26 protein-coding genes are annotated in these 25,155 nt (G+C 73.9%); 8 read left to right on the forward strand and 18 right to left on the reverse strand.

What is annotated here, in order from left to right; all coding sequences use genetic code 11:
• Positions 1-132: 132 nt before the first annotated feature.
• Positions 133-1,965: a phosphatidylglycerol lysyltransferase domain-containing protein gene (locus ACZ3J7_RS25775; RefSeq protein ID WP_465625156.1), complete on the reverse strand. Its 1,833-nt coding sequence runs from the start codon at positions 1,963-1,965 to the stop codon at positions 133-135.
• A 390-nt stretch (positions 1,966-2,355) separates the two neighbouring features.
• Between ACZ3J7_RS25775 and ACZ3J7_RS25780 the strand changes: the two genes are divergently transcribed.
• On the forward strand, positions 2,356-3,537 hold the full coding sequence (locus ACZ3J7_RS25780; RefSeq protein WP_465625158.1) for an alpha/beta hydrolase: 1,182 nt from the start codon (positions 2,356-2,358) through the stop codon (positions 3,535-3,537).
• A gap of 54 nt (positions 3,538-3,591) precedes the next feature.
• Here ACZ3J7_RS25780 and folE read toward each other — a convergent pair whose 3' ends face one another.
• The 6 genes from folE to dacB all read right to left on the reverse strand — a co-directional run bounded on the left by folE (position 3,592) and on the right by dacB (position 11,384).
• Positions 3,592-4,197, reverse strand: coding sequence for a GTP cyclohydrolase I FolE (gene folE / locus ACZ3J7_RS25785; protein WP_465625160.1), 606 nt, complete (start codon positions 4,195-4,197; stop codon positions 3,592-3,594).
• 124 nt (positions 4,198-4,321) lie between these two features.
• The gene (gene ftsH, locus ACZ3J7_RS25790) at positions 4,322-6,364 is read right to left on the reverse strand and encodes an ATP-dependent zinc metalloprotease FtsH (RefSeq protein WP_465625162.1); all 2,043 of its coding nucleotides are present in this window, start codon (positions 6,362-6,364) and stop codon (positions 4,322-4,324) included.
• A 223-nt stretch (positions 6,365-6,587) separates the two neighbouring features.
• The gene (gene hpt / locus ACZ3J7_RS25795; RefSeq protein WP_033217699.1) at positions 6,588-7,127 is read right to left on the reverse strand and encodes a hypoxanthine phosphoribosyltransferase; all 540 of its coding nucleotides are present in this window, start codon (positions 7,125-7,127) and stop codon (positions 6,588-6,590) included.
• Between the two features lie 78 nt (positions 7,128-7,205).
• Positions 7,206-8,339 carry a tRNA lysidine(34) synthetase TilS gene (gene tilS / locus ACZ3J7_RS25800; RefSeq protein ID WP_465625164.1) on the reverse strand — a complete coding sequence of 378 codons (1,134 nt, stop codon included), beginning with the start codon at positions 8,337-8,339 and terminating at the stop codon, positions 7,206-7,208.
• 230 nt (positions 8,340-8,569) lie between these two features.
• Positions 8,570-9,736 (reverse strand): zinc-dependent metalloprotease, encoded by a 1,167-nt coding sequence (locus ACZ3J7_RS25805; RefSeq protein ID WP_465625166.1) that lies wholly within the window; start codon positions 9,734-9,736, stop codon positions 8,570-8,572.
• Between the two features lie 118 nt (positions 9,737-9,854).
• The gene (gene dacB / locus ACZ3J7_RS25810) at positions 9,855-11,384 is read right to left on the reverse strand and encodes a D-alanyl-D-alanine carboxypeptidase/D-alanyl-D-alanine endopeptidase (protein ID WP_465625168.1); all 1,530 of its coding nucleotides are present in this window, start codon (positions 11,382-11,384) and stop codon (positions 9,855-9,857) included.
• A 76-nt stretch (positions 11,385-11,460) separates the two neighbouring features.
• Between dacB and ACZ3J7_RS25815 the strand changes: the two genes are divergently transcribed.
• A complete protein-coding gene (locus ACZ3J7_RS25815; RefSeq protein WP_465625170.1) occupies positions 11,461-11,952 on the forward strand; it encodes an inorganic diphosphatase in 492 nt (163 codons plus the stop codon).
• A gap of 98 nt (positions 11,953-12,050) precedes the next feature.
• Here ACZ3J7_RS25815 and ACZ3J7_RS25820 read toward each other — a convergent pair whose 3' ends face one another.
• The 3 genes from ACZ3J7_RS25820 to ACZ3J7_RS25830 all read right to left on the reverse strand — a co-directional run bounded on the left by ACZ3J7_RS25820 (position 12,051) and on the right by ACZ3J7_RS25830 (position 13,902).
• Entirely contained in the window at positions 12,051-12,272 is a 222-nt protein-coding gene (locus ACZ3J7_RS25820; RefSeq protein ID WP_465625172.1) for a dodecin, read from the reverse strand.
• A gap of 101 nt (positions 12,273-12,373) precedes the next feature.
• On the reverse strand, positions 12,374-13,324 hold the full coding sequence (locus tag ACZ3J7_RS25825; RefSeq protein WP_465625174.1) for an asparaginase: 951 nt from the start codon (positions 13,322-13,324) through the stop codon (positions 12,374-12,376).
• 59 nt (positions 13,325-13,383) lie between these two features.
• On the reverse strand, positions 13,384-13,902 hold the full coding sequence (locus ACZ3J7_RS25830; RefSeq protein WP_465625176.1) for an RsiG family protein: 519 nt from the start codon (positions 13,900-13,902) through the stop codon (positions 13,384-13,386).
• A gap of 347 nt (positions 13,903-14,249) precedes the next feature.
• On the opposite strand from ACZ3J7_RS25830, the gene dtd reads away from it, so the two are divergent.
• Positions 14,250-14,681 carry a D-aminoacyl-tRNA deacylase gene (dtd, locus tag ACZ3J7_RS25835; RefSeq protein ID WP_465625178.1) on the forward strand — a complete coding sequence of 144 codons (432 nt, stop codon included), beginning with the start codon at positions 14,250-14,252 and terminating at the stop codon, positions 14,679-14,681.
• A 25-nt stretch (positions 14,682-14,706) separates the two neighbouring features.
• Here dtd and ygfZ read toward each other — a convergent pair whose 3' ends face one another.
• From ygfZ to ACZ3J7_RS25850, 3 genes are all read right to left on the reverse strand, one after another.
• Entirely contained in the window at positions 14,707-15,663 is a 957-nt protein-coding gene (ygfZ, locus tag ACZ3J7_RS25840) for a CAF17-like 4Fe-4S cluster assembly/insertion protein YgfZ (protein ID WP_465625180.1), read from the reverse strand.
• Positions 15,664-15,673: 10 nt separating this feature from the next.
• A complete protein-coding gene (locus tag ACZ3J7_RS25845; RefSeq protein WP_465625182.1) occupies positions 15,674-16,120 on the reverse strand; it encodes a Fur family transcriptional regulator in 447 nt (148 codons plus the stop codon).
• An 89-nt stretch (positions 16,121-16,209) separates the two neighbouring features.
• Positions 16,210-16,794, reverse strand: a complete 585-nt coding sequence (locus ACZ3J7_RS25850; RefSeq protein WP_030910119.1) for a heme-binding beta-barrel domain-containing protein — start codon at positions 16,792-16,794, stop codon at positions 16,210-16,212.
• Between the two features lie 241 nt (positions 16,795-17,035).
• On the opposite strand from ACZ3J7_RS25850, the gene ACZ3J7_RS25855 reads away from it, so the two are divergent.
• Positions 17,036-17,398: a DsrE family protein gene (locus tag ACZ3J7_RS25855; protein ID WP_465625184.1), complete on the forward strand. Its 363-nt coding sequence runs from the start codon at positions 17,036-17,038 to the stop codon at positions 17,396-17,398.
• Here ACZ3J7_RS25855 and ACZ3J7_RS25860 read toward each other — a convergent pair.
• The 5 genes from ACZ3J7_RS25860 to ACZ3J7_RS25880 form a co-directional block, all read right to left on the reverse strand.
• Positions 17,392-17,682, reverse strand: coding sequence for a DUF3099 domain-containing protein (locus ACZ3J7_RS25860; RefSeq protein WP_465625186.1), 291 nt, complete (start codon positions 17,680-17,682; stop codon positions 17,392-17,394). The two genes, ACZ3J7_RS25855 and ACZ3J7_RS25860, sit on opposite strands and share 7 nt — an antisense overlap.
• A gap of 74 nt (positions 17,683-17,756) precedes the next feature.
• Positions 17,757-18,047, reverse strand: coding sequence for a DUF1416 domain-containing protein (locus ACZ3J7_RS25865; RefSeq protein WP_014137449.1), 291 nt, complete (start codon positions 18,045-18,047; stop codon positions 17,757-17,759).
• A gap of 39 nt (positions 18,048-18,086) precedes the next feature.
• On the reverse strand, positions 18,087-18,920 hold the full coding sequence (locus ACZ3J7_RS25870) for a sulfurtransferase (protein WP_033217631.1): 834 nt from the start codon (positions 18,918-18,920) through the stop codon (positions 18,087-18,089).
• A 519-nt stretch (positions 18,921-19,439) separates the two neighbouring features.
• The gene (locus ACZ3J7_RS25875) at positions 19,440-20,108 is read right to left on the reverse strand and encodes an LmeA family phospholipid-binding protein (protein WP_465625189.1); all 669 of its coding nucleotides are present in this window, start codon (positions 20,106-20,108) and stop codon (positions 19,440-19,442) included.
• Between the two features lie 121 nt (positions 20,109-20,229).
• Positions 20,230-20,535, reverse strand: coding sequence for a MoaD/ThiS family protein (locus ACZ3J7_RS25880; RefSeq protein WP_465625191.1), 306 nt, complete (start codon positions 20,533-20,535; stop codon positions 20,230-20,232).
• Between the two features lie 583 nt (positions 20,536-21,118).
• Here ACZ3J7_RS25880 and ACZ3J7_RS25885 point away from each other — a divergent pair.
• The 4 genes from ACZ3J7_RS25885 (at position 21,119) to ACZ3J7_RS25900 (ending at position 25,144) form a co-directional block, all read left to right on the forward strand.
• Positions 21,119-21,850 (forward strand): response regulator transcription factor, encoded by a 732-nt coding sequence (locus ACZ3J7_RS25885; protein WP_465625193.1) that lies wholly within the window; start codon positions 21,119-21,121, stop codon positions 21,848-21,850.
• A gap of 149 nt (positions 21,851-21,999) precedes the next feature.
• Positions 22,000-23,046, forward strand: coding sequence for a LacI family DNA-binding transcriptional regulator (locus tag ACZ3J7_RS25890; RefSeq protein WP_465625195.1), 1,047 nt, complete (start codon positions 22,000-22,002; stop codon positions 23,044-23,046).
• An 89-nt stretch (positions 23,047-23,135) separates the two neighbouring features.
• The gene (locus ACZ3J7_RS25895) at positions 23,136-24,302 is read left to right on the forward strand and encodes a S1C family serine protease (RefSeq protein ID WP_465625197.1); all 1,167 of its coding nucleotides are present in this window, start codon (positions 23,136-23,138) and stop codon (positions 24,300-24,302) included.
• Between the two features lie 71 nt (positions 24,303-24,373).
• Entirely contained in the window at positions 24,374-25,144 is a 771-nt protein-coding gene (locus ACZ3J7_RS25900; RefSeq protein ID WP_465625199.1) for a response regulator transcription factor, read from the forward strand.
• Positions 25,145-25,155: the final 11 nt, after the last annotated feature.

A 25,155-nucleotide genomic window follows, 5' to 3' on the forward strand; every position in this document is an offset into this window, starting at 1 on the left:
GGGGGTGGGGGGGGGGGGGGGGGGGGGTTTTTCTTTTTTGGGGGGCCCTTTGGGGGGCGCCGGCCCCCCCCCGCCCCCCCCGGGGGGGGGGGGGGGGGCCCCCCCGCCGCCCCCCCCCCCCGCCGCGGGCCGCTACGCCGCCTCGCCGAGCCGCGCCGCCGGCTCCGGCATCAGGCCCTGCCGCTGCCGCTTGCGCCCGAAGCGCGGCATGCCCAGGGTGATGAACGCCTCGGCCTGCATCGCGGCGAAGCCGATCCGCGGCAGGTCGCGGGTGTGCGGGTAGACCAGGAAGCGCGGCTCCCAGGCGGGCTGGAACTTCGCGTTGAACTTGTACAGCGACTCGATCTGGAACCAGCGCGACAGGAACACCAGCAGCCCGCGCCAGGCCCGCAGCACCGGCCCGGCGCCGATCCGCTCGCCGCGGGCCAGCGCCGAGCGGAACATCGCGAAGTTCAGCGAGACCCGCCGCACGCCCATCGCCCCGACCTGCTGCAGGGCGGCGACGATCAGCAGCTCGTTCAGGCCGGGGTCGGCCTCCCGGTCGCGGCGCATCAGCTCCAGCGAGATGCCGTCCTCGCCCCAGGGGACGAAGTGCAGCACCGCCTTGAGGTCGTCGCCCGTCCCGCCCTCCTCGGGCGCCTTGTGCGCGGTGACCACCACGCAGTCGTCGTCCCCGGCGTCGCCGAACCGGCCGAGCGCCATCGAGAAGCCGCGCTCGGTGTCGGTGCCGCGCCAGCGGGCCGCCGCGTCGCCGATCTGCCGCTTCTCCTCCGGGCCGAGGTCGCCGACCCGGCGCACCCGGCAGGAGTAGCCGTTGCGCTCGATCCGCTTGACCATCTGCCGGACGTTGCGCATCGCCCGGCCGGCGAGCGAGAAGGTCGCGGTGTCGACGATCGCCTCGTCGCCGAGTTCGAGCGCGTCCAGCCCGGCCTCCCGGGTCCACACCTCGCCGCCGACCTCGGAGCAGCCCATCACGGCCGGCACCCAGGCGTGCTCGCGGGCGGTCGCCATGAAGACCTTGATCGCGCCGGGCCAGGCCTCCACGTCACCGACCGGGTCGCCGGAGGCCAGCATCACGCCGGAGACCACCCGGTAGGAGATCGCCGCCTTCCCGGTGGGCGAGAACAGCACGCTCTTGTCGCGGCGCAGCGCGAAGTAGCCGAGCGAGTCGCGGCGGCCGTGCCGGTGCAGCAGCTCGCGCACCCGCAGCTCGTCCTCGGGGGTGAGCTCGGGCTCCGGCTTCTCCGGGCGCAGCGCCAGGTACGCGGTGGTCAGCGCGGTGAGCAGGCCGAGCGCGCCGAGCGAGTAGCCGACCAGGTCGCCGACCCGGTCGGAGGTGTAGTGGATCGGGCCCTCGAAGCCGAACAGGCCGTAGCCGACGTGCTCCAGCCGCTGGAACAGCGACGGGTCGCCGACCTCGGCCTTCCAGCGCACCGAGACGATCAGCAGGCCCAGCAGCACCGACACCGCGCCGAGCACGACGAAGTTGAGCACCGCGCGCCAGCGGGTCCGCGGGTCGGCCTTGGCGTAGAACTCGCGCCGGTGCACCAGCATCACGGCGAGCAGCCCGAGCGAGACCGCGGCCTGCCCGTACTGGTGCCAGCGCAGCAGGTGCAGCGCCGCGCCGACCGGCAGCAGCACGCACACCGCCCGCCAGGCGCGGGTCTTGCGGCGGCGCAGCGCGTGCGCGAGCAGCACCAGCAGCATGCCGACCATCAGCGTGCCGGCGGCGGCCAGCGAGGTGGCGCCGCCGGGCAGCTGGCCGGCCCAGCTGTGCATCCGGGTGAGGCGCAGCTTGGGGAAGACCGCGCAGGCGATGTCGACCAGGCCGATCGCCAGGCAGGCGTACCCGACCGCGCTCGGCAGCCAGCGCCGCGGCACCGCGGCGGCCTGGTGACGCAGACCCCGCAGGCCCCGGACCCGGGAGGTGTCGGGGGTCGTCTCAGCGGACACGGGAGCGCTCATGAGAACTCAGCCTAGAGGCACCCGGGCGCTGCGCGCGCACTCCGGGAACGGGGGGGTGATGGACCTTCATGACTGTTCCTTCTTCTGGCAATCCGCACGTCAAGTGCGGTCCACCGGGCGGATCACGGGCCGTCGGCCCGGACGGGTTCGAACGGTTGCGCTCGTCACTCCGGGGGACGCGGCCGTCCGGCCGTGCCCGCACCCGTGGCCGCCCCCTGGCGGTTCGGCGCGTTCGTCCCCCCGGTGGACGCCGCCCTGCGCCACCCCGGTTCCCCCGACGGGCCGAGGCGTTCGCACGGACGTCCGACGCCCGGTCAGACTACCCCGACTCGCTCCCGACGGGCCGTCAGATGACGATGGCCGGGCCGGAACAGAGGAGGAGCCCGGGCCATGGAGCTGACCAGCCGGACACTGGTGCACGCGCTGATCGCGGTGGCCTCGGCCGCCCTGCTCGGCACCCTCTGGCTGTGGCCCCGGCTGGCCCGGCAGCGACCGCTGCCGGTGCTCGGCCGGCTCGGCCTGCTGGCCGTCACCCAACTGTCGGCGCTGGCCGTGCTGCTGCTGTCGGTGAACAACGCGTACGGCTTCTACAGCTCCTGGAACGACCTGCTGCGTCCGGGCGGCGCCCCGCTGGCGCTGGCGGCCGCGAAGGCGCCCGGCGCGGCCCCGGAGACCGGCGCGCTGGTGGTGCCGACCGAGGAGGGCGGGCTCGGCACCGTCAGGGACGTGCTGCCGCCCGGCCCCCCGGAGGAGGTCGGCCGGGTCGACTCGGTCCGGGTCACCGGCACCGCCTCGGGCCTGTCCGACCAGCTGTTCGTCTACCTGCCGCCGGAGTACTTCAACCCGCGCTACGCCCGCGAGCGCTTCCCGGTGCTGCTCGCCCTGGCCGGCTACCCGGGCCCGTCGCTGCACCTGGTCGAGGGCCTGCGGCTGCCGCGCACCGCCGCCGAGCTGGGGGCCGCCGGGCGGATCGCGCCGACCGTGCTGGTGATGGCCCGCCCGACCGTCGCCCCGCCGCGCAACACCGAGTGCGTGGACGTGCCCGGCGGCCCGCGGGCGGAGACCTGGTTCGCCGAGGACGTCCCGGCGGCGCTGCGCTCCGCGTACCGGGTCAGCCGGTCGGCCGACTCCTGGGGGGTGTTCGGCTACTCCACCGGCGGGTCCTGCGCGCTGCGGCTGGCGATGCGGCACTCGGACACCTACCGGAACGCGGCCGGGATGCACGCCGACTACACGGTGCCGAACGACCGCTGGACGGACGGCGACCTGTTCCGCGGCGACCAGGACGCGGCCCGACGGTCCGACCTGGACTGGCGGCTGAAGAACCTGCCGGCGCCGCGGGCCAACCTGCTGCTGGTCTCGACCCGGGCCGAGGACGACTTCCCCGCCACCCAGCGCCTGCTGGCCGACGCCCAGCAGGTCGCCGCCGCCCACCCCGAGCTGACCGTCGACTCGATCTTCCTGCCCGACGGCGGCCACTCCTTCGAGACCTGGCGCCGCGAGCTGCCCGCCACCCTGGAGTGGCTCAGCGACCACCTGACGCCCCCGCCGGACCGCGAGCCCCGCTCCTGAGCACGCGCCGAGGGGGCGCCACCCGCGCGGGTGGCGCCCCCTCGTGACACCGGATCAGCGGCCGATGATGAGGCTCATCGCCTCGTTCCGGGTCGCCGGGTCGCGCAGCTGGCCGCGGACGGCGGAGGTGAGGGTCTTCGAGCCGGGCTTGCGGATGCCGCGCATCGACATGCACATGTGCTCGCACTCGATCACCACGATCGCGCCGCGCGGCTCCAGGATCCGCATCAGCGCGTCCGCGACCTGGCTGGTCAGCCGCTCCTGCACCTGCGGCCGGCGGGCGTACACGTCGACCAGCCGGGCCAGCTTGGACAGACCGGTGATCTTGCCGCTGGCGGACGGGATGTAGCCGACGTGCGCGACGCCGCGGAACGGCACCAGGTGGTGCTCGCAGGTGGAGAACACCTCGATGTCCTTGACCAGCACCATCTCGTCGTGGCCGAGGTCGAAGGTGGTGGTCAGCACGTCCTCCGGCCGCTGCCACAGGCCGGCGAATATCTCCCGGTAGGCGCGGGCGACCCGGGCCGGCGTCTCCAGCAGGCCCTCGCGGTCCGGGTCCTCCCCGACCGCGAACAGCAGCTCGCGGACGGCGTTCTCGGCCCGCTTCTGGTCGAACTCGCGGACGGGGTGCTCACCGTCGAGCGTCACCGGATCGATCATGCGTGCCTCGCTGCTCGTCAGTCGGGAAAATCTCGGTCAAGAGGGTCGACGCAGCACGGATGCCGCGCCTCCAGGGTACAAACCCCGGGGACGCGGCATCCATTCCGAACGTTCGTTCGGTCGCTCAGCTCTCGACCTGCCCGCCGTCGACCGGCGGGAGCTTCACGACGTCGACCGGGTCCACCGCCGCGGCGGCGGCGCCGTTGGTCAGCGCCAGCTCCTTCGGCGACTGCACCGGCGGCCGGGTGGACGGGGTGCGGCGGGCCGACCCGGTCCACGCCGGACGCGGGGGACGCTTGATCACCGGAGTGAAGATCTCGGCGATCTGCTCCTTGTTCAGCGTCTCCTTCTCCAGCAGTTCGAGGACCAGGTTGTCGAGCACGTCCCGGTTCTCGACCAGGATCTCCCAGGCGTCGTTGTGCGCCGTCTCGATCAGCTTCTTGACCTCCTCGTCCACCAGCCCGGCGACCTCTTCCGAGTAGTCGCGCTGGTGGCCCATCTCGCGGCCGAGGAACGGCTCGGAGTCGGAGGTGCCGAACTTGATCGCGCCCAGGCGCTCGCTCATGCCGTACTGGGTGACCATGGCCCGCGCGGTGGCGGTGGCCTTCTCAATGTCGTTCGAGGCGCCGGTGGTCGGGTCGTGGAAGACCAGCTCCTCCGCCGCCCGGCCGCCCAGCATGTACGACAGCTGGTCGAGCATCTCGTTGCGGGTGGTCGAGTACTTGTCCTCGTCCGGCAGCACCATCGTGTAGCCCAGGGCGCGGCCGCGGGACAGGATGGTGATCTTGTGCACCGGGTCGGAGTAGTTGCAGGCCGCCGCGACCAGGGCGTGGCCGCCCTCGTGGTACGCGGTGATCTTCTTCTCCTTCTCGGACATGATCCGCGAGCGCTTCTGCGGACCGGCCACGACGCGGTCGATCGCCTCGTCCAGCACCTGGTTGTCGATCAGCTTCTTCTCGGAGCGCGCGGTGAGCAGCGCCGCCTCGTTCAGCACGTTCGACAGGTCGGCGCCGGTGAAGCCGGGGGTGCGCTTGGCGACGGCCGAGAGGTCGACGTCCGGCGCGATCGGCTTGCCCTTCTGGTGCACCTTGAGGATGTCCAGCCGGCCCTGGAGGTCCGGGCGGTCGACCGCGATCTGCCGGTCGAAGCGGCCGGGGCGCAGCAGCGCCGGGTCCAGGATGTCGGGGCGGTTGGTGGCGGCGATCAGGATGACGCCGCCCTTGACGTCGAAGCCGTCCATCTCGACCAGCAGCTGGTTGAGGGTCTGCTCGCGCTCGTCGTGGCCGCCGCCGAGGCCCGCGCCGCGGTGCCGGCCGACGGCGTCGATCTCGTCGACGAAGATGATCGCCGGGGCGTTCGCCTTGGCCTGCTCGAACAGGTCGCGGACGCGGCTGGCGCCGACACCGACGAACATCTCGACGAAGTCGGAGCCGGAGATCGAGTAGAACGGCACGCCGGCCTCGCCCGCGACGGCGCGGGCCAGCAGGGTCTTGCCGGTGCCGGGCGGGCCGTACAGCAGCACGCCCTTGGGGATCTTGGCGCCGACCGCCTGGAACTTGGCGGGCTCCTGCAGGAACTCCTTGATCTCGTGGAGCTCCTCGACCGCCTCGTCGGCGCCCGCGACGTCCGCGAAGGTGGTCTTCGGGGTGTCCTTGGTCAGCAGCTTGGCCTTGGACTTGCCGAACTGCATGACCCGGGAGCCGCCGCCCTGCATCTGGTTCATCAGGAACAGGAAGACCAGCACGATGATGACGATCGGCAGCATCGAGAAGAGCAGGCTGACGATGGTCGACTGCTTCTCCGGGCTGACGGTGTAGCCGTCGGCGATCTGGCCGGCCGCGTACTTGTCCTGGAGCTTCTTCGCCAGGTCGGCGGCCTGCTGGTCGCCGGTGTAGGAGGCCTGGAAGCGGGTGCCGGACGGCGACTTGCCGTTCGAGCCCGCCTTCAGCTTCTGGCCGTCCTGGAGCTGGATCTTGATGAGGTTCGAGTCACCGGTGGTGAGCTGCGCCGACTTCACCTGGTTGCTGTCGATAGCGCTGACGATCTGCCCGGTGTCCGCAGTCTTGTAGCCGCTCGAATCCGAGACGAGCTCCATCAACGCGAACACGGCGAGGGCGGCCAGCACGACCCACATGATCGGCGCACGGAAGTATCGCTTGACGTCCATCCATGCGGGGCGTCGCCGCCCCGTCCCTCCTGCCAGTTCAACGGGCGCTGCTCGGCTGTGGGGCCTCGGCGCCGCCGGTGTGTACTCGTAAGACGAGCGTTTGATGGGACCGTACCGCAGGGACCCCCGCTACCGGCGGGATCGCACCACGGTGCGGACTATTTTCCTACCCCCGCACAACGGGTGGGAACAGGGCCCTGTTCCCGCCCGTCGCCCGAACGGTTCAGCCGCCGTAGACGTGCGGGGCCAGCGTGCCGATGAAGGGCAGGTTGCGGAGCTTCTCGGCGTAGTCCAGGCCGTAGCCCACCACGAACTCGTTGGGGATGTCGAAGCCGACGTACTCGACGTCGATCTCCACCTTGGCGGCGTCCGGCTTGCGCAGCAGGGTGCACACCTTCAGCGAGGCCGGGCCGCGCGAACCGAGGTTGCCGAGCAGCCAGGACAGCGTCAGGCCGGAGTCGATGATGTCCTCGACGATCAGCACGTCCTTGCCGGCGATGTCGGTGTCCAGGTCCTTGAGGATCCGCACCACGCCGGAGGACTTGGTGCCCATCCCGTACGAGGAGACCGCCATCCAGTCCATGGTCACCTGGCTGTGCAGGGCCCGGGCCAGGTCCGCCATCACCATCACGGCGCCCTTGAGGACGCCGACCAGCAGGAGGTCCTTGCCCGCGTAGTCCTGGTCGATCCGCGCGGCCAGCTCCACCAGCTTGGCGTCGATCTCGTCCTTGCTGATGAGCACCTTCGCGAGGTCTGCGCCCATGTCGTTCTGGTCCACCGGGGATACGTCCTCAAACGTTCGGGGTCTGGGTTCGGCGGCGGTAGTACGACTGGTTCGTGCTCAGTCGCCCTGCCGCCGAAACACCAGCGTGCCACACCGGCGCACGGCTTCGACGCCCCCGGGTAGGTGCAGCGGGCCCTGGCCGCGCCAGCCGGTGACCAGCAGGTCCACGGTTTCCAGGTGCCGGGCGAACAGGTCCCCGGCCGGACAGCCCGCGCGCAGCGCCGCCCGGCGCAGCACCCGGCGGCGGACCGCGGGGGGCAGTTCGGCGAGCTTGCCGACGTCCAGGGCGCCGTCCGGGGCGCGGAGGTCGCGCTCGGCCAGGGCGGCCCACTGGTCGAGGGCGTCGGCGTCGTCGCGGAACAGCCGGGCGGTGCGGGCCAGCGCCTCGACCACGCCGCCGCCCAGGTGCTTCTCCAGCACCGGCAGCACCTCGTGCCGGACCCGGGAACGGGTGTAGGCCGGGTCCGCGTTGTGCGGGTCGTCCCAGACCGGGATGGACTGCGCGCTGCAGGCCTGCCGGGTGGCGGCCCGGTCGAGCTCCAGCAGCGGGCGGCGGTAGCGGCCCTTCTGGGCGGGCATCCCGGCCAGCGAGCGGGCGCCGGAGCCGCGGGCCAGGCCCAGCAGCACGGTCTCCGCCTGGTCGTCGCGGGTGTGGCCGAGCAGCACGGCCAGCGCGCCGTGGCGCTCGGCGGCCAGGTCCAGGGCGGCGTAGCGGGCGTCCCGGGCGGCGCTCTCCGGGCCGCCCTCGCGGCCCACCCGGACGGCGACCGCCTCCACCGGGTCCAGGCCGAGCTCGCGCAGTCGGCCGGCGACCTGCTCGGCGCGCTCGGCCGAACCGTCCTGCAGGCCGTGGTCGACGGTCACCGCGCCGACCCGCAGGCCGAGCTTGGGGGCCTCGAAGGCGGTCGCGGTGGCCAGCGCCATCGAGTCGGCGCCGCCGGAGACCGCCACCAGCACCAGCGGGGAGCCGGGCGCGGCGGGCGTGCGGGGCAGGCCGGACGGGTGCCGGCGGGCGTTGCCGATCAGCGTGCCGGGCACCGTCGCGGTGCCGGCCAGCACGGGCACCGGCACCGGGGCGGGCGGGCGCGGGCGGACCTGCCCGCCGGGGGCGACGCCCGCCTCCGCGGCGAGCTCGGCGAGGGTACGGCGGACGGCGAGGCGTATCGCCGCGACAGCGGGGTGTGGGCCCATGGTTGGCACTCCTTGGCGGAGGGGGGTACGTCGGCCGCCTGACAGCTCTCGGTCACCAGGCGCTCACAGATGGTCGCAGAATCCGGCCACCGCCCACGCCACCCGCGCCAACGGCGGATCCACCGTCCCACGTACGGGTGAATGGAGAAACGTTACGGCTGCCGCCAGGTGTACGACTCGACCGGCTGACGCACCGGGTCGGGACCGGCCGTCGGGACCGGCCGGTCCGCTCAGCCGATCACCCGGGAGACCCAGGACGCCGGGTCGTGGACCTCCTCCTTGGTCGGCAGCGTGTTCGGCGAGGTCCAGACCCGGTTGAAGCCGTCCATCCCGACCCGCTCCACCACGCCCCGGACGAACACCGCGCCGTCCTGGTACTGCCGCAGCTTGGCGTCCATCCCGAGCAGCCGGCGCAGCGCCAGGTCGAGCCGGCCGCTGCCGCGGTCGCGGCGGCGCTGGAACTTCTCCCGGATCTCCGCCACCGAGGGCACCACCGCCGGGCCCACCCCGTCCATCACCACGTCCGCGTGGCCCTCCAGCAGCGACATCACCGCCGTCAGCCGGGCCAGGATCTCCCGCTGCTCGGGCGTCTGCACCAGGTCGGTCACGCTGAGCGAACCCTCCCGGCCCTCCCGGCGGCGGCCGCCCGCGAGGCCCGGGACGACGCCGCCGAACGCCTCGCGCAGCCGCTCCAGGAACGCCCCCGGGTCGACGTCGGTGCTGGCCAGGAAGTCCTGCACCTCGGACTGGATGTGGTCGCGCAGCCACGGCACCGCGGTGAACTGGGTCCGGTGGGTCTCCTCGTGCAGGCACACCCAGAGCCGGAAGTCGTGCGGGGAGACGTCGAGTTCGCGCTCCACCTGGACGATGTTCGGCGCCACCAGCAGCAGCCGCCCGGGCGGCGCCGCGAGGCCCCGCCGGGGCTGGTCGAACAGGCCCTCCGGGCTGTCCGGGGCGGTCGGCAGCTCCGCCGGGGCGAAGGTCTCGTACTGGCCGAGCACCTTCCCCGACAGGAAGGCCAGCACCACGCCGACCTCCACGCCGGTGGCCCGCGACCCGGCCGAGGCCGCCACCGACGCCCCCCGGCCGCCGTCCGCCCGGCGGGCCGCCAGCTTCTCGGTCAACGGGCGCACCACCGTCCGGAACCCCGCCACGTTGGCCCGCACCCACCCGGGCCGGTCCACCACCAGCACCGGCGTGCCCGCCACCGCCGTCGACCCCATCCGGGTGTACTCCCGCACGTGCCGCTCCGCCTCCTCGGCGTGCCGGCGCAGCTCCGCGACGGCGGCCCGCGCCTCGTCCCGGCCGACGCGCGGCCCCGGCCGGGCGAGCCGCGTCGCGGTCGCCACCGCGAGATCCCAGTCGACCATCTCCGCACCGCCGCTCGCGCTCGTCATGCCCTCACCGTACGTGCTCGTCCCCGCCCGGGGGAGGGACGCGACTGACCGGGCCGGGCCCCCGGGCCCGGGAGGCCGTCTGCCCGCCCGGCGGCGGCGCAACCCCCGGCGGGAGGGCTCAGCAGCCGCAGGCGGCGAGCTTGGCGACGACGCGGTCGACGGCGGCGCGGGCGGTGAAGGGGTCGGCGTCGGTGCGGGTCATCAGGGCGAAGGCCAGCACCCGGCCGTCGGCGTCGACCACGGTGCCCGCGAGGGTGTTGACGCCCTGGAGGGTGCCGGTCTTGGCGCGGACGATGCCGGCCGCCTCGCCGGCGCCGGACTTGGCGCCGAATCGGTTCAGCAGGGTGCCGGAGAACCCGGCGACCGGGAGGCCGGTGAGGACCGGGCGCAGTTCCGGGTGGGCGGGGGACGCCGCGGCGGCGAGCAGCTTCACCAGGGTGAGCGGCGGGATCAGGTTGGCCTTGGCCAGGCCGCTGCCGTCGCCCAGCACCACCCCGGCGGTCGGCACGCCGAGCGCGGTCAGCTCGTCGGTCACCGCCTTCACGCCGCCGTCGAAGCTGGCGGGCTGCCCGGCGGCGATCGCGGCCTGCCGGGCGACCGCCTCGGCCAGCGTGTTGTCCGAGGTGGTGAGCATCCGTTCGACCAGCCGGCCGATCACCGGGGACTCCACCCGGGCCAGTTCGGCGGCCCCGGCGGGGGCGGGGGCGGCGACGGGCTTCGCCCGGACGGTGACGCCCTCGGCCCTGAGGAAGCCGGCGAAGGACTCGGCGGCCTGCCCGGCCGGGTCGAAGACGCGGGCGGGGGCCTCGTCGGGCGAGCGCGGGTCGATCCGGCCCTCGTCGACCATCAGCGGGGTGACGGCGGCGATGTTGGTGGCGTCGTGGTCCCGGTGCAGCAGCGGGCCGGTGTACAGCGCGGCGTCGTACGAGAGCTTCACCTCGGTGACGCCGGCCGCCTTCAGCGCGGTGGCGGTGCGGTGGGCCAGGTCGGCCATCGAGGCGGGGGCGCTGTCCTGGTCGACGGGGGCGCCGCCGATCCGGACCTGGTCGGCGGGCAGTCCGGTCAGCGTCGGGTCGCCGCCGCCGACCAGGGTGATCTCGCCGGGGGCGCCGCTCACCACGGTGGTGGCGATCCGGTGCCCGGCGGGCAGCAGGGCGAGCGCGGCGACGGCGGTGGCGAGCTTGGTGGTGGAGGCGGGGGTGGCCGGGGCGTTCTCGTTCGCACCGAACAGGAACTCGCCGGTGGCGGCGTCCGCGACGGCGAAGTTCAGGGTGCCGAGCGCCTTCTCCTGGACGGTGCCGCCGAGCGCGGTGCGCAGGCCGCCGCCGGTCGGCGCCTTGCTGTCGGCGGCGTCGCCCTCGGCCAGCACCGGGCCCCTGACCGGCACCGCCCGGTGCCGGTCGGCGCGGTGCCCGCCGTCCTGCCCGCCGTTCCCGCCGCCGTGGCCGCCGCCCTGCCGGTCGGTGCCGTGGCCGCCGGTGGGGGTGCCGGTGCGGCGGCCGTCGTCGGTGGTCCGGCCGTGGCCGGCGCTCGACGAGGGCTCGGCGAGCGCCGGGTCCGCGGCGAGCGTCCCGGCCGCCAGCACCACTCCGAGGGCGGTGGCGAGGGCGGCTCTGCGCCCTCGTCCCGCTGCTGTCCCTGATCTCACCGACCGGCCCCTTTCCCGAGCACTCCCCGCCGTAGGAGACACTTGATTCTGTCAGTCCCAATCCTTGGAGGAACCGTTGGAGTTCGACGTCCTGATCGAGATCCCGAAGGGCTCGCGCAACAAGTACGAGGTCGACCACGAGACCGGTCGGCTCCGCCTGGACCGCATGCTCTTCACCTCGACCCGCTACCCGGCTGACTACGGCTACGTCGAGGGCACCCTCGCTGACGACGGCGACCCGCTGGACGCACTGGTCATCCTGGAGGAGCCGACCTTCCCCGGCTGCCTGATCAAGTGCCGCGCCATCGGCATGTTCCACATGACCGACGAGGCCGGCGGCGACGACAAGCTGCTGTGCGTCCCGGCGACCGACCCGCGCTGGGCCCACCTGCAGGACCTGCAGGACGTGTCGGAGTTCGACCGCCTGGAGATCCAGCACTTCTTCGAGGTCTACAAGGACCTGGAGCCCGGCAAGTCCGTCCAGGGCGCCGACTGGGTCGGCCGGGTCGAGGCCGAGGCGGAGATCACCGCCTCGATCAAGCGCCTGCAGGAGCAGGGCGGCCACTGAGCCGTGACACCCCCCCGGGGGGTGGCCCGCGCCGCGCGCGAGGGGCGGGAGTCCGGTCCGGACTCCCGCCCCTCGCGCGTTCCCGCCCGGCGGGCGTCTCAGGCGCCGTCGTTGTCGTCGAGCCGGAAACCGACCTTGAGGCCGACCTGGAAGTGCTCGACCTCGCCGTCCTTGAGCTGGCCGCGGATCTGCACCACCTCGAACCAGTCCAGGTTGCGCAGCGTCCGGTCGGCCCGGGCGACGCCGTTGCGGATCGCGGCGTCCACGCCCTCGTGCGAGGACCCGACGATCTCGGTGACCCGGTAGGTGTGGTCGGTCATGGCGGTCTCTCCCTGTAGCGGCGACGGGTGGCTCCCCCGCCGTCCACGGTGCACCGAAGTGCCGCCCCGGGCATCCCGGCGTCCGCCGTCAGGGCTGCCGGTCAGAACGCCGCGCGGACCTCGCCGACCACCTGGCCGCCGCCGTGCAGCGGGGCGGCGGCGATCCGCTCCAGCACCGGGTCCTGGACGCCCAGGCGGCGCAGCGCGGCGGCGAGCACCGGGCCGCGGGCGCGCTCCGCGCCGTCCTCGACCTTGAAGGCGAGGGCCCGGCCGTCGGGCAGCGCCACCACCTGGACGGCCTCGGCGCCCATCTTGGACAGCGCGCCGGGCACCGCCCGCATCAGCCAGGTGTCGGCCCGGCGGGTGCCGGCCACGTACTCGGGGTGGGCGCGCATCGCGTCGGCGACCCGGCGCTGCTCGGTGCCGGGGGCGGCCAGCAGCAGGCCGCGGTAGGCGCGGGCCAGGCCGGTGAGCGAGACGGCGTACAGCGGGGCGCCGCAGCCGTCGGTGCCCGGGTGGGCGACCGGCTCGCCGGTGGCCTCCTCCAGGGCGGCGCGGGCCAGCAGCTGGACCGGGTGCCCCGGGTCGAGGTACCGCTCCAGGTCCCAGCCGTTGGCGGCGCTGGCGGCCAGCCAGGCGGCGTGCTTGCCGGAGCAGTCCATCAGGATCGGGGCGCGCTCCCCGCCGGAGCGCAGCAGCTCCTCGGCCTCGACCTCGTCCAGCGGGAGGTCGGCGGGCAGCCGCAGGGCGGCCTCGGTGAGGCCGGCGTCGGCGAGCAGCCTGCGCACGGCCGCGCGGTGGAACGGCTCCGCCGAGTGGCTGGAGGCGGCCAGCGCGAGCTGTTCGCCGCGCAGGTCGAGGCCGGCCCGGAGGGTGGCGACGGCCTGGAAGGGCTTGGCGGTGGAGCGCGGGTAGACCGGCAGCTCGGGGGCGCCGAGCGCGTGCTCGACGGCGCCGTCGGCGTCGAGCAGGACCAGCGAACCGCGGTGGCGGCCCTCGGTGAAGCCGGAGCGTATGACCTCGGCGAGGGCGGGCAGGGCGGACTGCGACACGGGTGGGTCTCCAGTGCTGACGTGCGGTGAGGGTGGGTGGGCCCCGGCCGCACGCCCGCTCAGCGCTCGCTGAGCAGGTCGTCGACCCTGGCCTCCCCCTCACGGTACCTGCGGGTGATCTCCGCCCCGCAGTCGTCGGCGGTGCGCTGCAGGACCTGGCGGCGGCCGGAGACCTCGCGCTGGTGCTCGTCCAGGCGCTCGATCGCGGCCAGCAGGTCGGCGGTGGCGTGCGCGGCCAGGTCGGCCAGCTGGACGTCGCCCATCAGGGCGTCCGCCGCCAGCCGGTAGCGCTCGCCGCGCGGCGGGCCGAGGGTGAGGTGCCGGGCCGGGCGGCGGTTGGCCGAGGGGGCGTCGGCGAGGATCGCCGGGAGCCGCTCCAGCAGCGCGCACCGGGCCTCGCCGGCACCGGTCAGCGGGACCTCCCGGCGCTGCAGCTCGGCCCGCAGGATGTCCATCCGGCCGTGCAGCAGGCGGCGCAGGTAGGACAGGTCGGCCTCCTGTTCCAGTGCGTCCCGGCGGAGCACCCGCAGTTCCTCCAGGGCCAGGCCGGCCAACCCGTCGACCGCGCTCACGTCCATCAATCCGACCACCTGCCGTAGTACCAGTGCCCGTCGGTAGCACGGGCCGCCCGCCGTCCAGGGTTCCCCCCGGCGGGCGCCGCCACTCGTGCGGGTGACGCGGTTCGCCGGGACGGTGGACGCCCCCGCGGGGCCGGGCGACCCCGGGCCGTCGGACAGCGTGCCACTCCGGGCCCCGGCGCCGCACGCCCGAGTACCCGAACGGCCCCCTGGCGAACACCCCTGGCTAGTACGAAGAATCCGCGCCACGGGCTCACCTGCACGAATCGGGGCGCGGCACGTGCGACCCCGGCGTGCGACCCGGGGCCGCGCGCCCCCCGCGGGCCCGCCCCGGCACAATGGGCGGCATGCGAGCAGTGGTGCAGCGGGTCGCCGGGGCGGCCGTGACGGTGGACGGCGAGACGGTCGGCGCGATCGAGGGCCCGGGCCTGTGCGTCCTGGTCGGCGTCACCCACCAGGACACCCCGGCGCAGGCCGCCCAGCTGGCCCGCAAGCTCTGGACGCTGCGGCTGTTCCCGGGCAGCCCCGAGCGGTCCTGCTCGGAGCTCGGCGCCCCGCTGCTGGTGATCAGCCAGTTCACCCTCTACGGCGACGCCCGCAAGGGCCGCCGCCCCACCTGGAACGCCGCCGCGCCCGGCCCGGTCGCCGAGCCGCTGGTGGACGCGGTGGTGGCCGAGCTGCGGGCGCTGGGCGCCGAGGTGGCGACCGGCCGGTTCGGCGCCGACATGAAGGTGTCGCTGGTGAACGACGGGCCGTTCACCGTCCTGCTGGAGGTCTGACCCTCCTGCGGGCCCCGGGCGGGCCTCAGGCCGGAACGATGACGTCCTGGGTGCCCGGGACGCCGTCGGCCAGCAGCACCGCGTCCACCGGGGTGTTGCGCTTGACCAGGGCCAGCGCGATCGGGCCGAGCTCGTGGTGCCGGGCCGAGGAGGTGACGAAGCCGACCGGGCGCTCCTGGCCCTCGACCCGGACCTCGGTGCCGTGCGCGGGCAGCTTCTCCTCGGTGCCGTCCAGGTGCAGGAAGACCAGCCGGCGCGGGGGCCGGCCCAGGTTGTGCACCCGGGCGACCGTCTCCTGGCCGCGGTAGCAGCCCTTCTGCAGGTGGACGGCGCTGTCCAGCCAGTCCACCTCGTGCGGGATGGTGCGGTGGTCGGTCTCGAAGCCGAGCCGCGGCCGGTGCCCCTCGACCCGCAGCGCCTCGTACGCCCAGATCCCGGCGGCCGGGCCGAACTCCTCGGCGGCGGAGGCGAGTTCGGCGCGCGGCAGGAACAGGTCGCGGCCCCACGGGAGTTCGCGCACCGCGGCGGCCTTCTCGGCCGGGGCGGTGGAGCCGGCCGGGAGGAACACCACCGCGTACCGCTCGGTGGCGTCGGCGACCTCGACCCGGTTCCAGAACTTCATCGACTCCAGGTACGCCACCAGCGCGGGGGCGGCGCCGGGCTCGACGTGGATCCAGGTCGTCCCGCCGTCGTCGACCAGGTAGAGCGCGTGCTCCACGTGCCCGTTCGGGGAGAGCACCAGCGCCTCGGTGGCCCGCTGCGGCGGCAGTTCGCTGACGTGCTGGGTGAGCAGCAGGTGCAGCCAGCTCAGCCGGTCGGGGCCGGTCACGGTGACCACGCCCCGGTGCGAGAGGTCGGTGAAGCCGCGCCCGGCGGCCAGCGCGCGCTGCTCGCGGAACAGGTCGCCGTAGTGGGCGGCGACCCCCTCGTCGGGACCTTCGGCGGCAACGGCACCGGGCAGCGCAAGCAGCGGGCTCTTCATACCCGCCAGCTTACGACCGCCCGTCGGCCAGCTTCGCGGTGCAGTCGGCGCAGCGGCCGAAGATGGCGAAGTGCTTGAGGTCGGTGTCGAAGCCGTGCTGGGCGCGCAGGCTCTCGATCAGCGGGGCGGCGATCGCGGTGTCGGTCTCGGTGACCTTGTCGCAGTCCCGGCAGACCAGGTGCAGGTGGGTGTGCCGCCCCGCCAGGTGGTAGGTGGGGGCGCCGTGGCCGAGGTGCGCGTGCGAGACCAGGCCGAGCTCCTCCAGCAGCTCCAGCGTCCGGTAGACGGTGGAAATGTTGACGCCGCTGGCGGTCCTGCGGACCTGGCAGAGGATCTCGTCCGGGGTCGCGTGGTCGAGCACGTCGACGGCCTCCAGCACCAGCTGGCGCTGCGGGGTCAGCCGGTAGCCGCGCTCGCGCAGGTCGGCCTTCCAGTCGGTGGTCTCGCTGTTCGCCACGTGTGTCCCTGCCCGGTGAGAGGTCGTGCCGACAAGTGTAGGGACCGACCGGGTGGTCGGCCCCTACTACTCCGCGCGAGGCGGTCGGATCAGCGGAAGAACGCGATGCCGTCGTCCGGCAGGTCGTTGATGTCGTTGATCAGCTGCGCCGGGTTGAGCACCTTCTTCAGCTGCGCCGACATGTACGGCCGCAGCGGCACCTCGGGGGCGGCCTTCTCGCCGACCCACAGCAGCTCGTCCTTGACCAGGCCGTACAGCCGCTTGCCGCCGCTGTAGGGGGCCGCGCCCTCGATCCGGGCGACCGCGTCGGTGGCCAGGTCGATCTGCGGCTTGCCGTCGTGCAGCTTGCCGTACCAGATCTCCACGGTGCCGTCGTCGCGGACCGAGGAGACCTCGATCTCGCGCTCGCCGCTGGTGCCGTGCTGGTTGCTGGTGACCCGCCAGAAGGCGTGCTCGGTCTCCAGCGGGCGGACCTTCTCGCCCTGCTCGTCCAGCACCCAGCTGCGGGAGCGGAACTCGAGGAAGGGACGGCCGTCGTGCCGGAAGACGACCTCCTGGCCGAAGTTGCACTTCTCGCTGCCCGGGAAGTCGTGGACGCCCGCGCCCTCCCAGGTGCCGAGGAGGAAGGCGAGCGGGACGACGTCGCGGTGGAGGTCGGAAGGAATCTCGATCATGGTCCTGGCTGGTGTCGTCGGACGGTTACCGGGTCAACCGTACGGCAGTCGTCAGCGCTGGCCCTGGTAGAGCTTCATGACGGAGAAGATGGCGAACCAGGTGATCAGCACGGCCATCAGAGCCAGCAGGCTGTCGAAGAAGATCTCAAGACCGGACACGGTGCGCTCCAGGGGCGGGTTCGACGGGCTGTGGTACGGCGCGAGTCTATCCGGCGGCCCCCGCGCCCGTAGTCTCTGGGGCATGTCGAAGAAGCTGGTCATCAAGGTCACCGCCGGGGCGGACGCGCCGGAACGCTGCTCGCAGGCCTTCACGGTCGCCTCGGTCGCCGTCGCCAGCGGCGTGCCGGTCTCGCTCTGGCTGACCGGGGAGTCCGCCTGGTTCGCGCTGCCGGGGCGGGCCGCCGAGTTCGAGCTGCCGCACTCCGCGCCGCTGCCGGACCTGCTGGCGGCGGTCCTGGCGGCCGGCGCCGTCACGCTGTGCACCCAGTGCGCGGCGCGCCGGGACATCGCGCAGGCCGACGTGATCGAGGGCGTGCGGATCGCCGGCGCGCAGGTGTTCCTCTCCGAGGTGATGGCGGACGACGCCAGGGCGCTCGTCTACTGACGCCGGGGGTCGTCGCCGGGGGGCTCGCGGTCCGGCGCGTCCCGGTCGTGGCCGCGCCGCTCCCAGTGCGGGTCGTCCCAGCGCGGGTCGTCCCACCAGTCGTCGTCCCGGTCGCGCCGGTTGGCCAGGACGGCGGCCACCGGCGGGATCACCATCGCGACCGCGCACATGCCGATCGCGGCGCCGACCGACCAGAACCGCACCACGCCCCAGGCCAGGACGAACAGCGCCAGGCAGACGCCCATCATCACGAAGTAGCGCACGTGCCGTCGGTGTGCCTGCACCCCTCCAGGGTAGGCCGAGGGGCCCCGACCGTCGAAGTGCGGTCGGGGCCCCTCGTCACGCTGCCGCGCGGTCGTCAGACCGCGATCGCGACCTCGGTGAACTCGCCCTGGGTGGCGACCACCTGGCGGTCCACGGTGGCGCCGGGCACCAGGGCCCGCAGCGTCCACTTGCCCGGGCGGGCGAAGAACCGGAACTGCCCGGTCGCCGAGGTCGGGACCTCGGCCGTGAACTCGCCGTTCTCGTCCAGGAGCCGCACGTAGCCGTTGACCGGCTCGTCGTTGCGGGTCACCGAACCCTGGATGATCGTCTCGTTGGCCACGTCAACTCCTGCCAGGTCCGGGCCGCCGGCCTTCGCACCGCACATGTCTGTCTCCCTCTTCCTTGCTGTCGCGCGAGCCGGGGCTCAGTTGCCGAGTTCGATCGGCACGCCCACCAGGCTGCCGTACTCGGTCCACGAACCGTCGTAGTTCTTGACGTTCTCCTGGCCGAGCAGCTCGTGCAGCACGAACCAGGTGAGCGCGGAGCGCTCGCCGATCCGGCAGTACGCGATGGTGTCGGTCGCCAGGTCGACGCCCTCGGCCTCGTACAGCGCCTTGAGCTCGTCGTCGCTCTTGAAGGTGCCGTCGTCGTTGGCGTTCTTCGCCCACGGGATGTTCTTGGCGGACGGGACGTGGCCCGGGCGCTGCGACTGCTCCTGCGGGAGGTGGGCCGGGGCGAGCAGCTTGCCGGAGAACTCGTCGGGCGAGCGCACGTCGACCAGGTTCAGGGTGCCGATCGCGTTGACCACGTCGTCGCGGAAGGCGCGGATCGAGGAGTCGGCCGGCTGCGCGGTGTACTGGGTGGCGGCCCGCTCGGGCTGCTCGACGACCAGCTCGCGGGAGTCGAGCTCCCACTTCTTGCGGCCGCCGTCCAGCAGGCGGACGTCGCCGTGGCCGTACAGCTTGAAGTACCAGTAGGCGTAGGACGCGAACCAGTTGTTGTTGCCGCCGTAGAGCACCACGGTGTCGTCGTTCGCGATGCCCTTGGCCGACAGCAGCGCCTCGAAGCCGGCCTGGTCGATGAAGTCGCGGCGGACGGGGTCCTGCAGGTCCTTCTTCCAGTCGATCCGGACCGCGTTGCGGATGTGGTTCTTGTCGTAGGCGGCGGTGTCTTCGTCGACCTCGACGATGACGACCTTCGGGTCGTCCAGGTGGGCCTGGACCCAGTCGGCGTCGACCAGGACGTCGCTGCGGCTCATGTGGTGTTCTCCATCCGGGGGCGGTTGGCGGAAGGGCTTCGGGAAGGGGTCCGGACCGTGCGCGTCCGCACACCTGTCCGCATGGTGGGACGGGCGCGGGTGCGGCTTCGACCGGGGTCGATCAGGGGGTGTGTTCGTCGCTCCGGACGCACCGGTGCCCGTGGCTACCGGTCAAGCGGCGTCGGAGTGGCGGGGCGGACGGGCCGGGGACTACCGGGCGCGACAGCCGGTCAGCGCATTCGACACAGGCAGCTCGACACGCGGCAGTGGTCTACCGCCCGCCGCTTCGTGAGGTCCGCCTGTCGCTTCATGACGACGATGCTAGGGAACCGGTGGGGGCGCTGTCATCATTGTGTCGAATGGTGAGACCCGAACATCCGAATCGTGGGATTTACCGGTTTTCGCTCGCCGGTCGCCCCGTCCGGACCCCGTGCGGGGACCGGGCGATCGGGCGTTCCGGGACGTTCCGACGGCGGGACTGGACAGCGCGTCTCGCCCAGCGGACGCCGGTGCGGCGGGTCAGTGGCCCAGCGTGGTGCCCGGCGCGAGGGTGAAGCCCAGCCGCACCCCGTCCGGCTCGGGGGTCGCCTCGGCCAGCGAGAGCCCGGCCGGCAGACCGGTCAGGGCGAACCGCTGGGGCTTCAGCAGGTCGCCCGCCAGGCCGCCGAACGAGGCGGCGGCACCGGTGACCTGGAAGCCGTCCACCACCACCTGGTCGCCCTCGCTGCGCAGCCTGCCCTCGACCGCGCCGACCGGGGTGGCGACCTTCACCTTGCCGGGGCCCGCGTACTGGAGGGTGAACCGGCCGCCCATGACGAACTTCGACAGGTCCTGGTAGGCGACCACCCCGTGGCCGTCGCCGCGGCCGACCGTGACGCCGCGGTAGGAGTCGGTGAACGTCACGTCGGACAGGTTCGCCCTGAAGGAGTGCACCGTCACGGTCTCCTTCCCGTCGGTCACGGTCATCCCGTCCGAGCTCAGGGTGACCTTGTCCAGCTCGCCGGCCAGCGCGCTGGTCAGGAACGGGAAGTCGTCGATCTCGACGTCCGGCCGGCTGGTCAGCCACCCCGAGGAGACGGCCGCGTCCGCCGCCTGGTCCTCCGCGACGCCGACGGCGACCCGGTCGGCGCCGACCAGCAGGCCGCCCACCACTCCCAGGCCGATCAGCAGCTTCACCGAACCGTGCATCGCGCTCCCCCTGTGACGGTCGCCCCCGGTCAGGTTCGGAGACGAACCGGACCGGGGCTACGGACATAGCGACGATCGCACGCGCGCCCGGGTTCCGGAACCGCGGCCGGGAAACCGGTGCTCAGCCTCCGGCGAACGGCGGCAGCACCTCGACCGTCCAGCCCTCGGACAGCGGCACCGCGGCGTGGTCCAGGCCGCCGGTCTGCTCGCCGTCCAGCAGGAAGGAGCACACCCCGAGCAGCCGCAGCAGCTCCGGCCGGTCGGCGTGCGCGGCGCGCACCGCGGCCAGCGCCCCGGCCAGCGTGCCGGCCTCGAAGTCCTCCTCGGCCCGGCCGGCCGCGGACTTGGCGGCGGCCCAGTAGCGGACGGTGCCGCTCACCCCCGCGGGTGACACGGCGGTGGTGCGGGATCCGGTGGTCGCGGTCACGGCAACCCCTCTCGACGGTCCTCGCCCGGTACGGCGGCCGGCCCGGTGCCGGCCGGCCCACCCGTGGATCGGGGTACACGTACGGTGCGGCCGGTGCGGCCCCCATCATCGCCCGCACCCCCCGCCCGGAGGCAAGCACCCGCCCCCGCCGGCCCCGGCGGCGGGCCCCCGGAGCACCCGCCCGGCGGCGTGCGCCCCGCTCGCGCCTCTCCCCAGGCCGCCGGAGGTCGGCTATTCTCGATCCCGATGAGGGATCCGGGCAGAGTCGCCCCCGGGTCCTTTTGTGCTTTCAGGACGCCTATACGGACGTTCTTGCGAACGGCGCACCACCCGTGCCGCCCGCCGGAACGCCTCCGCCGGCCGCACGACGAGGTGCGCGCCCGGCGGGCCAGAACCGGAGGGTACGCCGATGGACGGGGCACCAGCGGGACGCCAGGGGTTGCGGGACCCCGGGCGAGCCACCGCCGCCGCGCCCGTCGACGCCCCCGCCGGCCCGGTCGGCGCTCCCCCCACCCTGTACCGCGGCCGCCGCTTTCCCCCGGCGTCCGCGACCGCGACGACCCGGAAAGGGGACTAACCGGGTATGAGTTCACTGCTCCTGCTGACCAACGCCCTGCAACCCTCCGCCGAGGTGCTGCCCGCCCTCGGGCTCCTGCTGCACAGCGTCCGGGTGGCCCCCGCCGAGGGGTCCGCCCTGGTCGACACCCCGAGCGCCGACGTGATCCTGGTCGACGGCCGGCGCGACCTGCCGCAGATCCGCAGCCTGTGCCAGCTGCTCCGCTCCACCGGCATCGGCAGCCCGCTGATCCTGGTGGTCACCGAGGGCGGCCTGGCCGCCGTCACCGCCGACTGGGGCGTCGACGACGTGCTGCTCGACACCGCGGGCCCGGCCGAGGTCGAGGCCCGGCTGCGGCTCGCCCTCGGCCGGCTGAACGCGACCGCCGACGACAGCCCGATGGAGATCCGCAACGGCGACCTCTCGGTCGACGAGGCCACCTACTCCGCCAAGCTCAAGGGCCGCGTCCTCGACCTCACCTTCAAGGAGTTCGAGCTGCTCAAGTACCTGGCCCAGCACCCCGGCCGGGTCTTCACCCGGGCCCAGCTGCTCCAGGAGGTGTGGGGCTACGACTACTTCGGCGGCACCCGCACCGTCGACGTGCACGTCCGCCGGCTGCGGGCCAAACTCGGCGTCGAGAACGAACAGTTGATCGGCACCGTGCGCAACGTCGGGTACCGCTTCGTGGTGCCCGAGCGGACCGACAAGGGCGCCGAGCGGACCGAGCCGAACCGGGCCGGCGCGCACCTGGAGCACTGACGGCGGGCCGGGCGGGCCGCACCTCGACAGGCACTCGCCCGGCCCCGCGGGGACACTCGTCCGGCTTTGCCCGGTTCGGTCCCGAAAGCGCCGTCCCACCAGGTGTCACCCCGGGCCGGAGCGCCGAACCACCCGCGTAGACTCCCCCCGTGGCCAAGGTGACGCGCGACGACGTAGCCCGACTGGCTGGCACCTCGACGGCGGTCGTCAGCTATGTGATCAACAACGGTCCCCGGCCGGTCGCCCCGGCCACCAGGGAGAAGGTGCTCGCCGCGATCGAGCAGCTCGGGTACCGCCCGAACTCGGTCGCCCAGGCGATGGCCTCGCGGCGCACCAACCTGATCGGCATGGTCGTCCCCGACGCCCGGCAGCCGTTCTTCGCCGAGATGGCGCACGCCGTGGAACGCGCCGCCTCCGAGCGCGGCAAGCTGGTGCTGATCGGCAACTCCGACTACGTGGACGACCGCGAGGTGCACTACGTCCGCGCCTTCCTCGGCATGCGGGTCTCCGGCCTGATCCTGGTCAGCCAGGGCCCCTCCCAGCGCGCCGCCGAGGAGTTCGCCGCCATGGAGGGCGCCAAGGTGGTGCTGCTGCACCGCCGCCCCGAGGCGATCGACGACGTCGCCGTGGTCACCGACGACATCGGCGGCTCCGAGCTGATCGTCCGCCACCTGCTGGAGGTGCACGGGCACCCGTACGTGGCCTGCTTCGGCGGCCCGGTCGAGTCCCCCGCGCCCGGCGACCCGGTGATCGACCACGTGGCCGGCTGGGAGCTGGCGATGGCCGCGCACGGCCTGCCCACCGAACCGCACCTGGTGGACGCCCCGTTCCACCGCTACGGCGCCTACCAGGTCGCGCTGGAGCTGCTCGGCTCCGACCGGCGGCCGCCCGCCGTCTTCTGCTCCACCGACGACCAGGCGATCGGCGTGCTCCGGGCCGCCCAGGAACTCGGCCTGCGGGTCCCCGAGGACCTCGCGGTGGTCGGCTTCGACGACATCCCGGAGGCCGCCTTCGCCTCCCCGCCGCTGACCACCGTCGCCTCCGACCGGGACGCGATGGCCCGGGCCGCCGTCGACCTGGTCCTCGACGACTCGCTGATGGTGCCCGGCAGCGACACCGAGCGGGTCCGCAAGTTCCCGTCCCGGCTGGTCGTCCGGCGGTCCTGCGGCTGCGGCGGCGACGACCAGCGGCCCTGACCAGGCTTTATGAGAAGCTGACACGCTTCTGGGGGAACCTGTACCGCCCTCTCATCCGCTCCTCATGAAGCGGGCGGAACGTGGTCGTCATGAGCGACCAGCACCGCAGCACCCACGAGCCCCACCCCCAGGACGGCGGCGCGGGCTGGCTCCCGCCGCAGCCGCCCGCCGCCCCCGCGCGGCCGCCGTACGCCGCCCCCTACCAGGAGGCCGCCTACCCGGCCCTACCGCCCGCCGCCCCCGGGTCCGCGTCCGACCCGGCGCCCGACCCGGCCCTGCCGCCCGTCGGGTACGGCCCCGCCCTCCCGGAGGGCGGCGCCCCCGCCGGGCACCGCGCCCGCCGCGGCCTGCTGCGCGGCCGACTCGCCCTGGCCACCGCCGTCGCCGCGGTCGCCGCGCTGGTCGGCGGCGTCACCGGCGGCGCGCTCGCCGCCGACCACTCCGGCGCGGGCAGCGCGAGCAGCACCCTGGTCCGCCCGGTCTCGGCCAACGCCGACGGCAGCGCGAACGTCTCGGCGATCGCCGCCGCGGTCTCCCCCGCCGTCGTGCAGATCACCGTCAAGACGAACGGCGGCACCGCCACCGGCACCGGCGTGGTGCTCACCGCCGACGGGCAGATCCTCACCAACTACCACGTGGTCTCCGGCGCGGTCGGCGGCGGCGGGCAGCTGACGGTCGCCTTCCAGGACGGCTCCACCGCCACCGCGAGCGTCACCGGCACCGACAAGTCCCTGGACACCGCCGTGATCACCGCCGCCGGCGTCAGCGGCCTGACCACCGCCGTCCTCGGCGACTCCGACGGCACCGCCGTCGGCGACTCGGTGGTCGCCATCGGCAACCCCGAGGGCCTCACCGGCACCGTCACCTCCGGCATCGTCTCCGCCAAGGACCGGCAGGTCTCCGTCCAGGTCGACGAGGGCACCACCAGCAACAACGGCGGCTTCGGCTTCCCGAACCTGCCCGGCCAGCGCGGCTCGGGCTCGTCCTCGGGCTCGGGCTCGTCGGGTTCGTCCTCGTCCGACACCGCCACCTACAAGGCGCTGCAGACCGACGCCGCGCTCAACCCCGGCAACTCCGGCGGGCCGCTGATCAACGCCGCCGGGCAGGTGATCGGCCTCAACTCGGCGATGTACTCGGCCTCCGGCTCCGGCTCCACCGGCGGCTCCGAGGCCGGCAGCGTCGGCCTCGGCTTCGCCATCCCGATCAACAGCGTCAAGCAGGTCCTGTCCCAGATGCAGGCCGGCAAGACCCTCTGACCCCCGCCCGGTCCGTCCCTCCCGACGGACAATGGCCAGGACCGCACCGGACTCAGAAAGGGCCCGCGCCGATGACTCCCCCCGCCGACGACCGCACTCCCGCCGAGGCCACGGGCGGTGCCCGCGTCCTCGTGGTCGACGACGAGCCCGCGCTGCGCGACGCGCTGGAATCCAGCCTCGCCTTCGAGGGCTACCAGGTCGCCACCGCCACCGACGGCTACGAGGCGCTGGCCGCCGTCGAGCGCGACCGCCCCGACCTGGTGCTGCTGGACGTCATGATGCCCCGGATGGACGGCCTCACCGCCGTCCGCCGGATGCGCTCCCGCGGCGACACCGTGCCCGTCCTGATGCTCACCGCCCGCGACGCCGTCGGCGACCGGGTCACCGGCCTCGACGTCGGCGCCGACGACTACCTGGCCAAGCCCTTCGAGCTCGACGAACTGCTCGCCCGGGTCCGCGCCCTGCTGCGCCGCAACGCGCTCGCCGCCGAGGCCGCCGCCCGCACCGCCGCCGACGAGGACGGCGGCGAGGTGCTCTCCTTCGCCGACCTGCGGATGAACACCGCCACCCGCGAGGTCACCCGGGACGGCCACACGATCGAACTGACCCGCACCGAGTTCATGCTGCTGGAGATGTTCCTCTCCCACCCGCGCCAGGTGCTCACCCGCGAGCAGATCCTCAAGGCCGTCTGGGGCTTCGACTTCGAGCCCTCCTCCAACTCCCTGGACGTCTACGTGATGTACCTGCGCCGCAAGACCGAGCAGCACGGCATGCCGCGGATCATCCAGACCGTCCGCGGCGTCGGCTACGCCCTGCGCGCCGCGACCGGCGCCGCGGCGTGAAGCCGACCGGC

This window comes from Kitasatospora sp. NPDC015121, assembly GCF_055562955.1.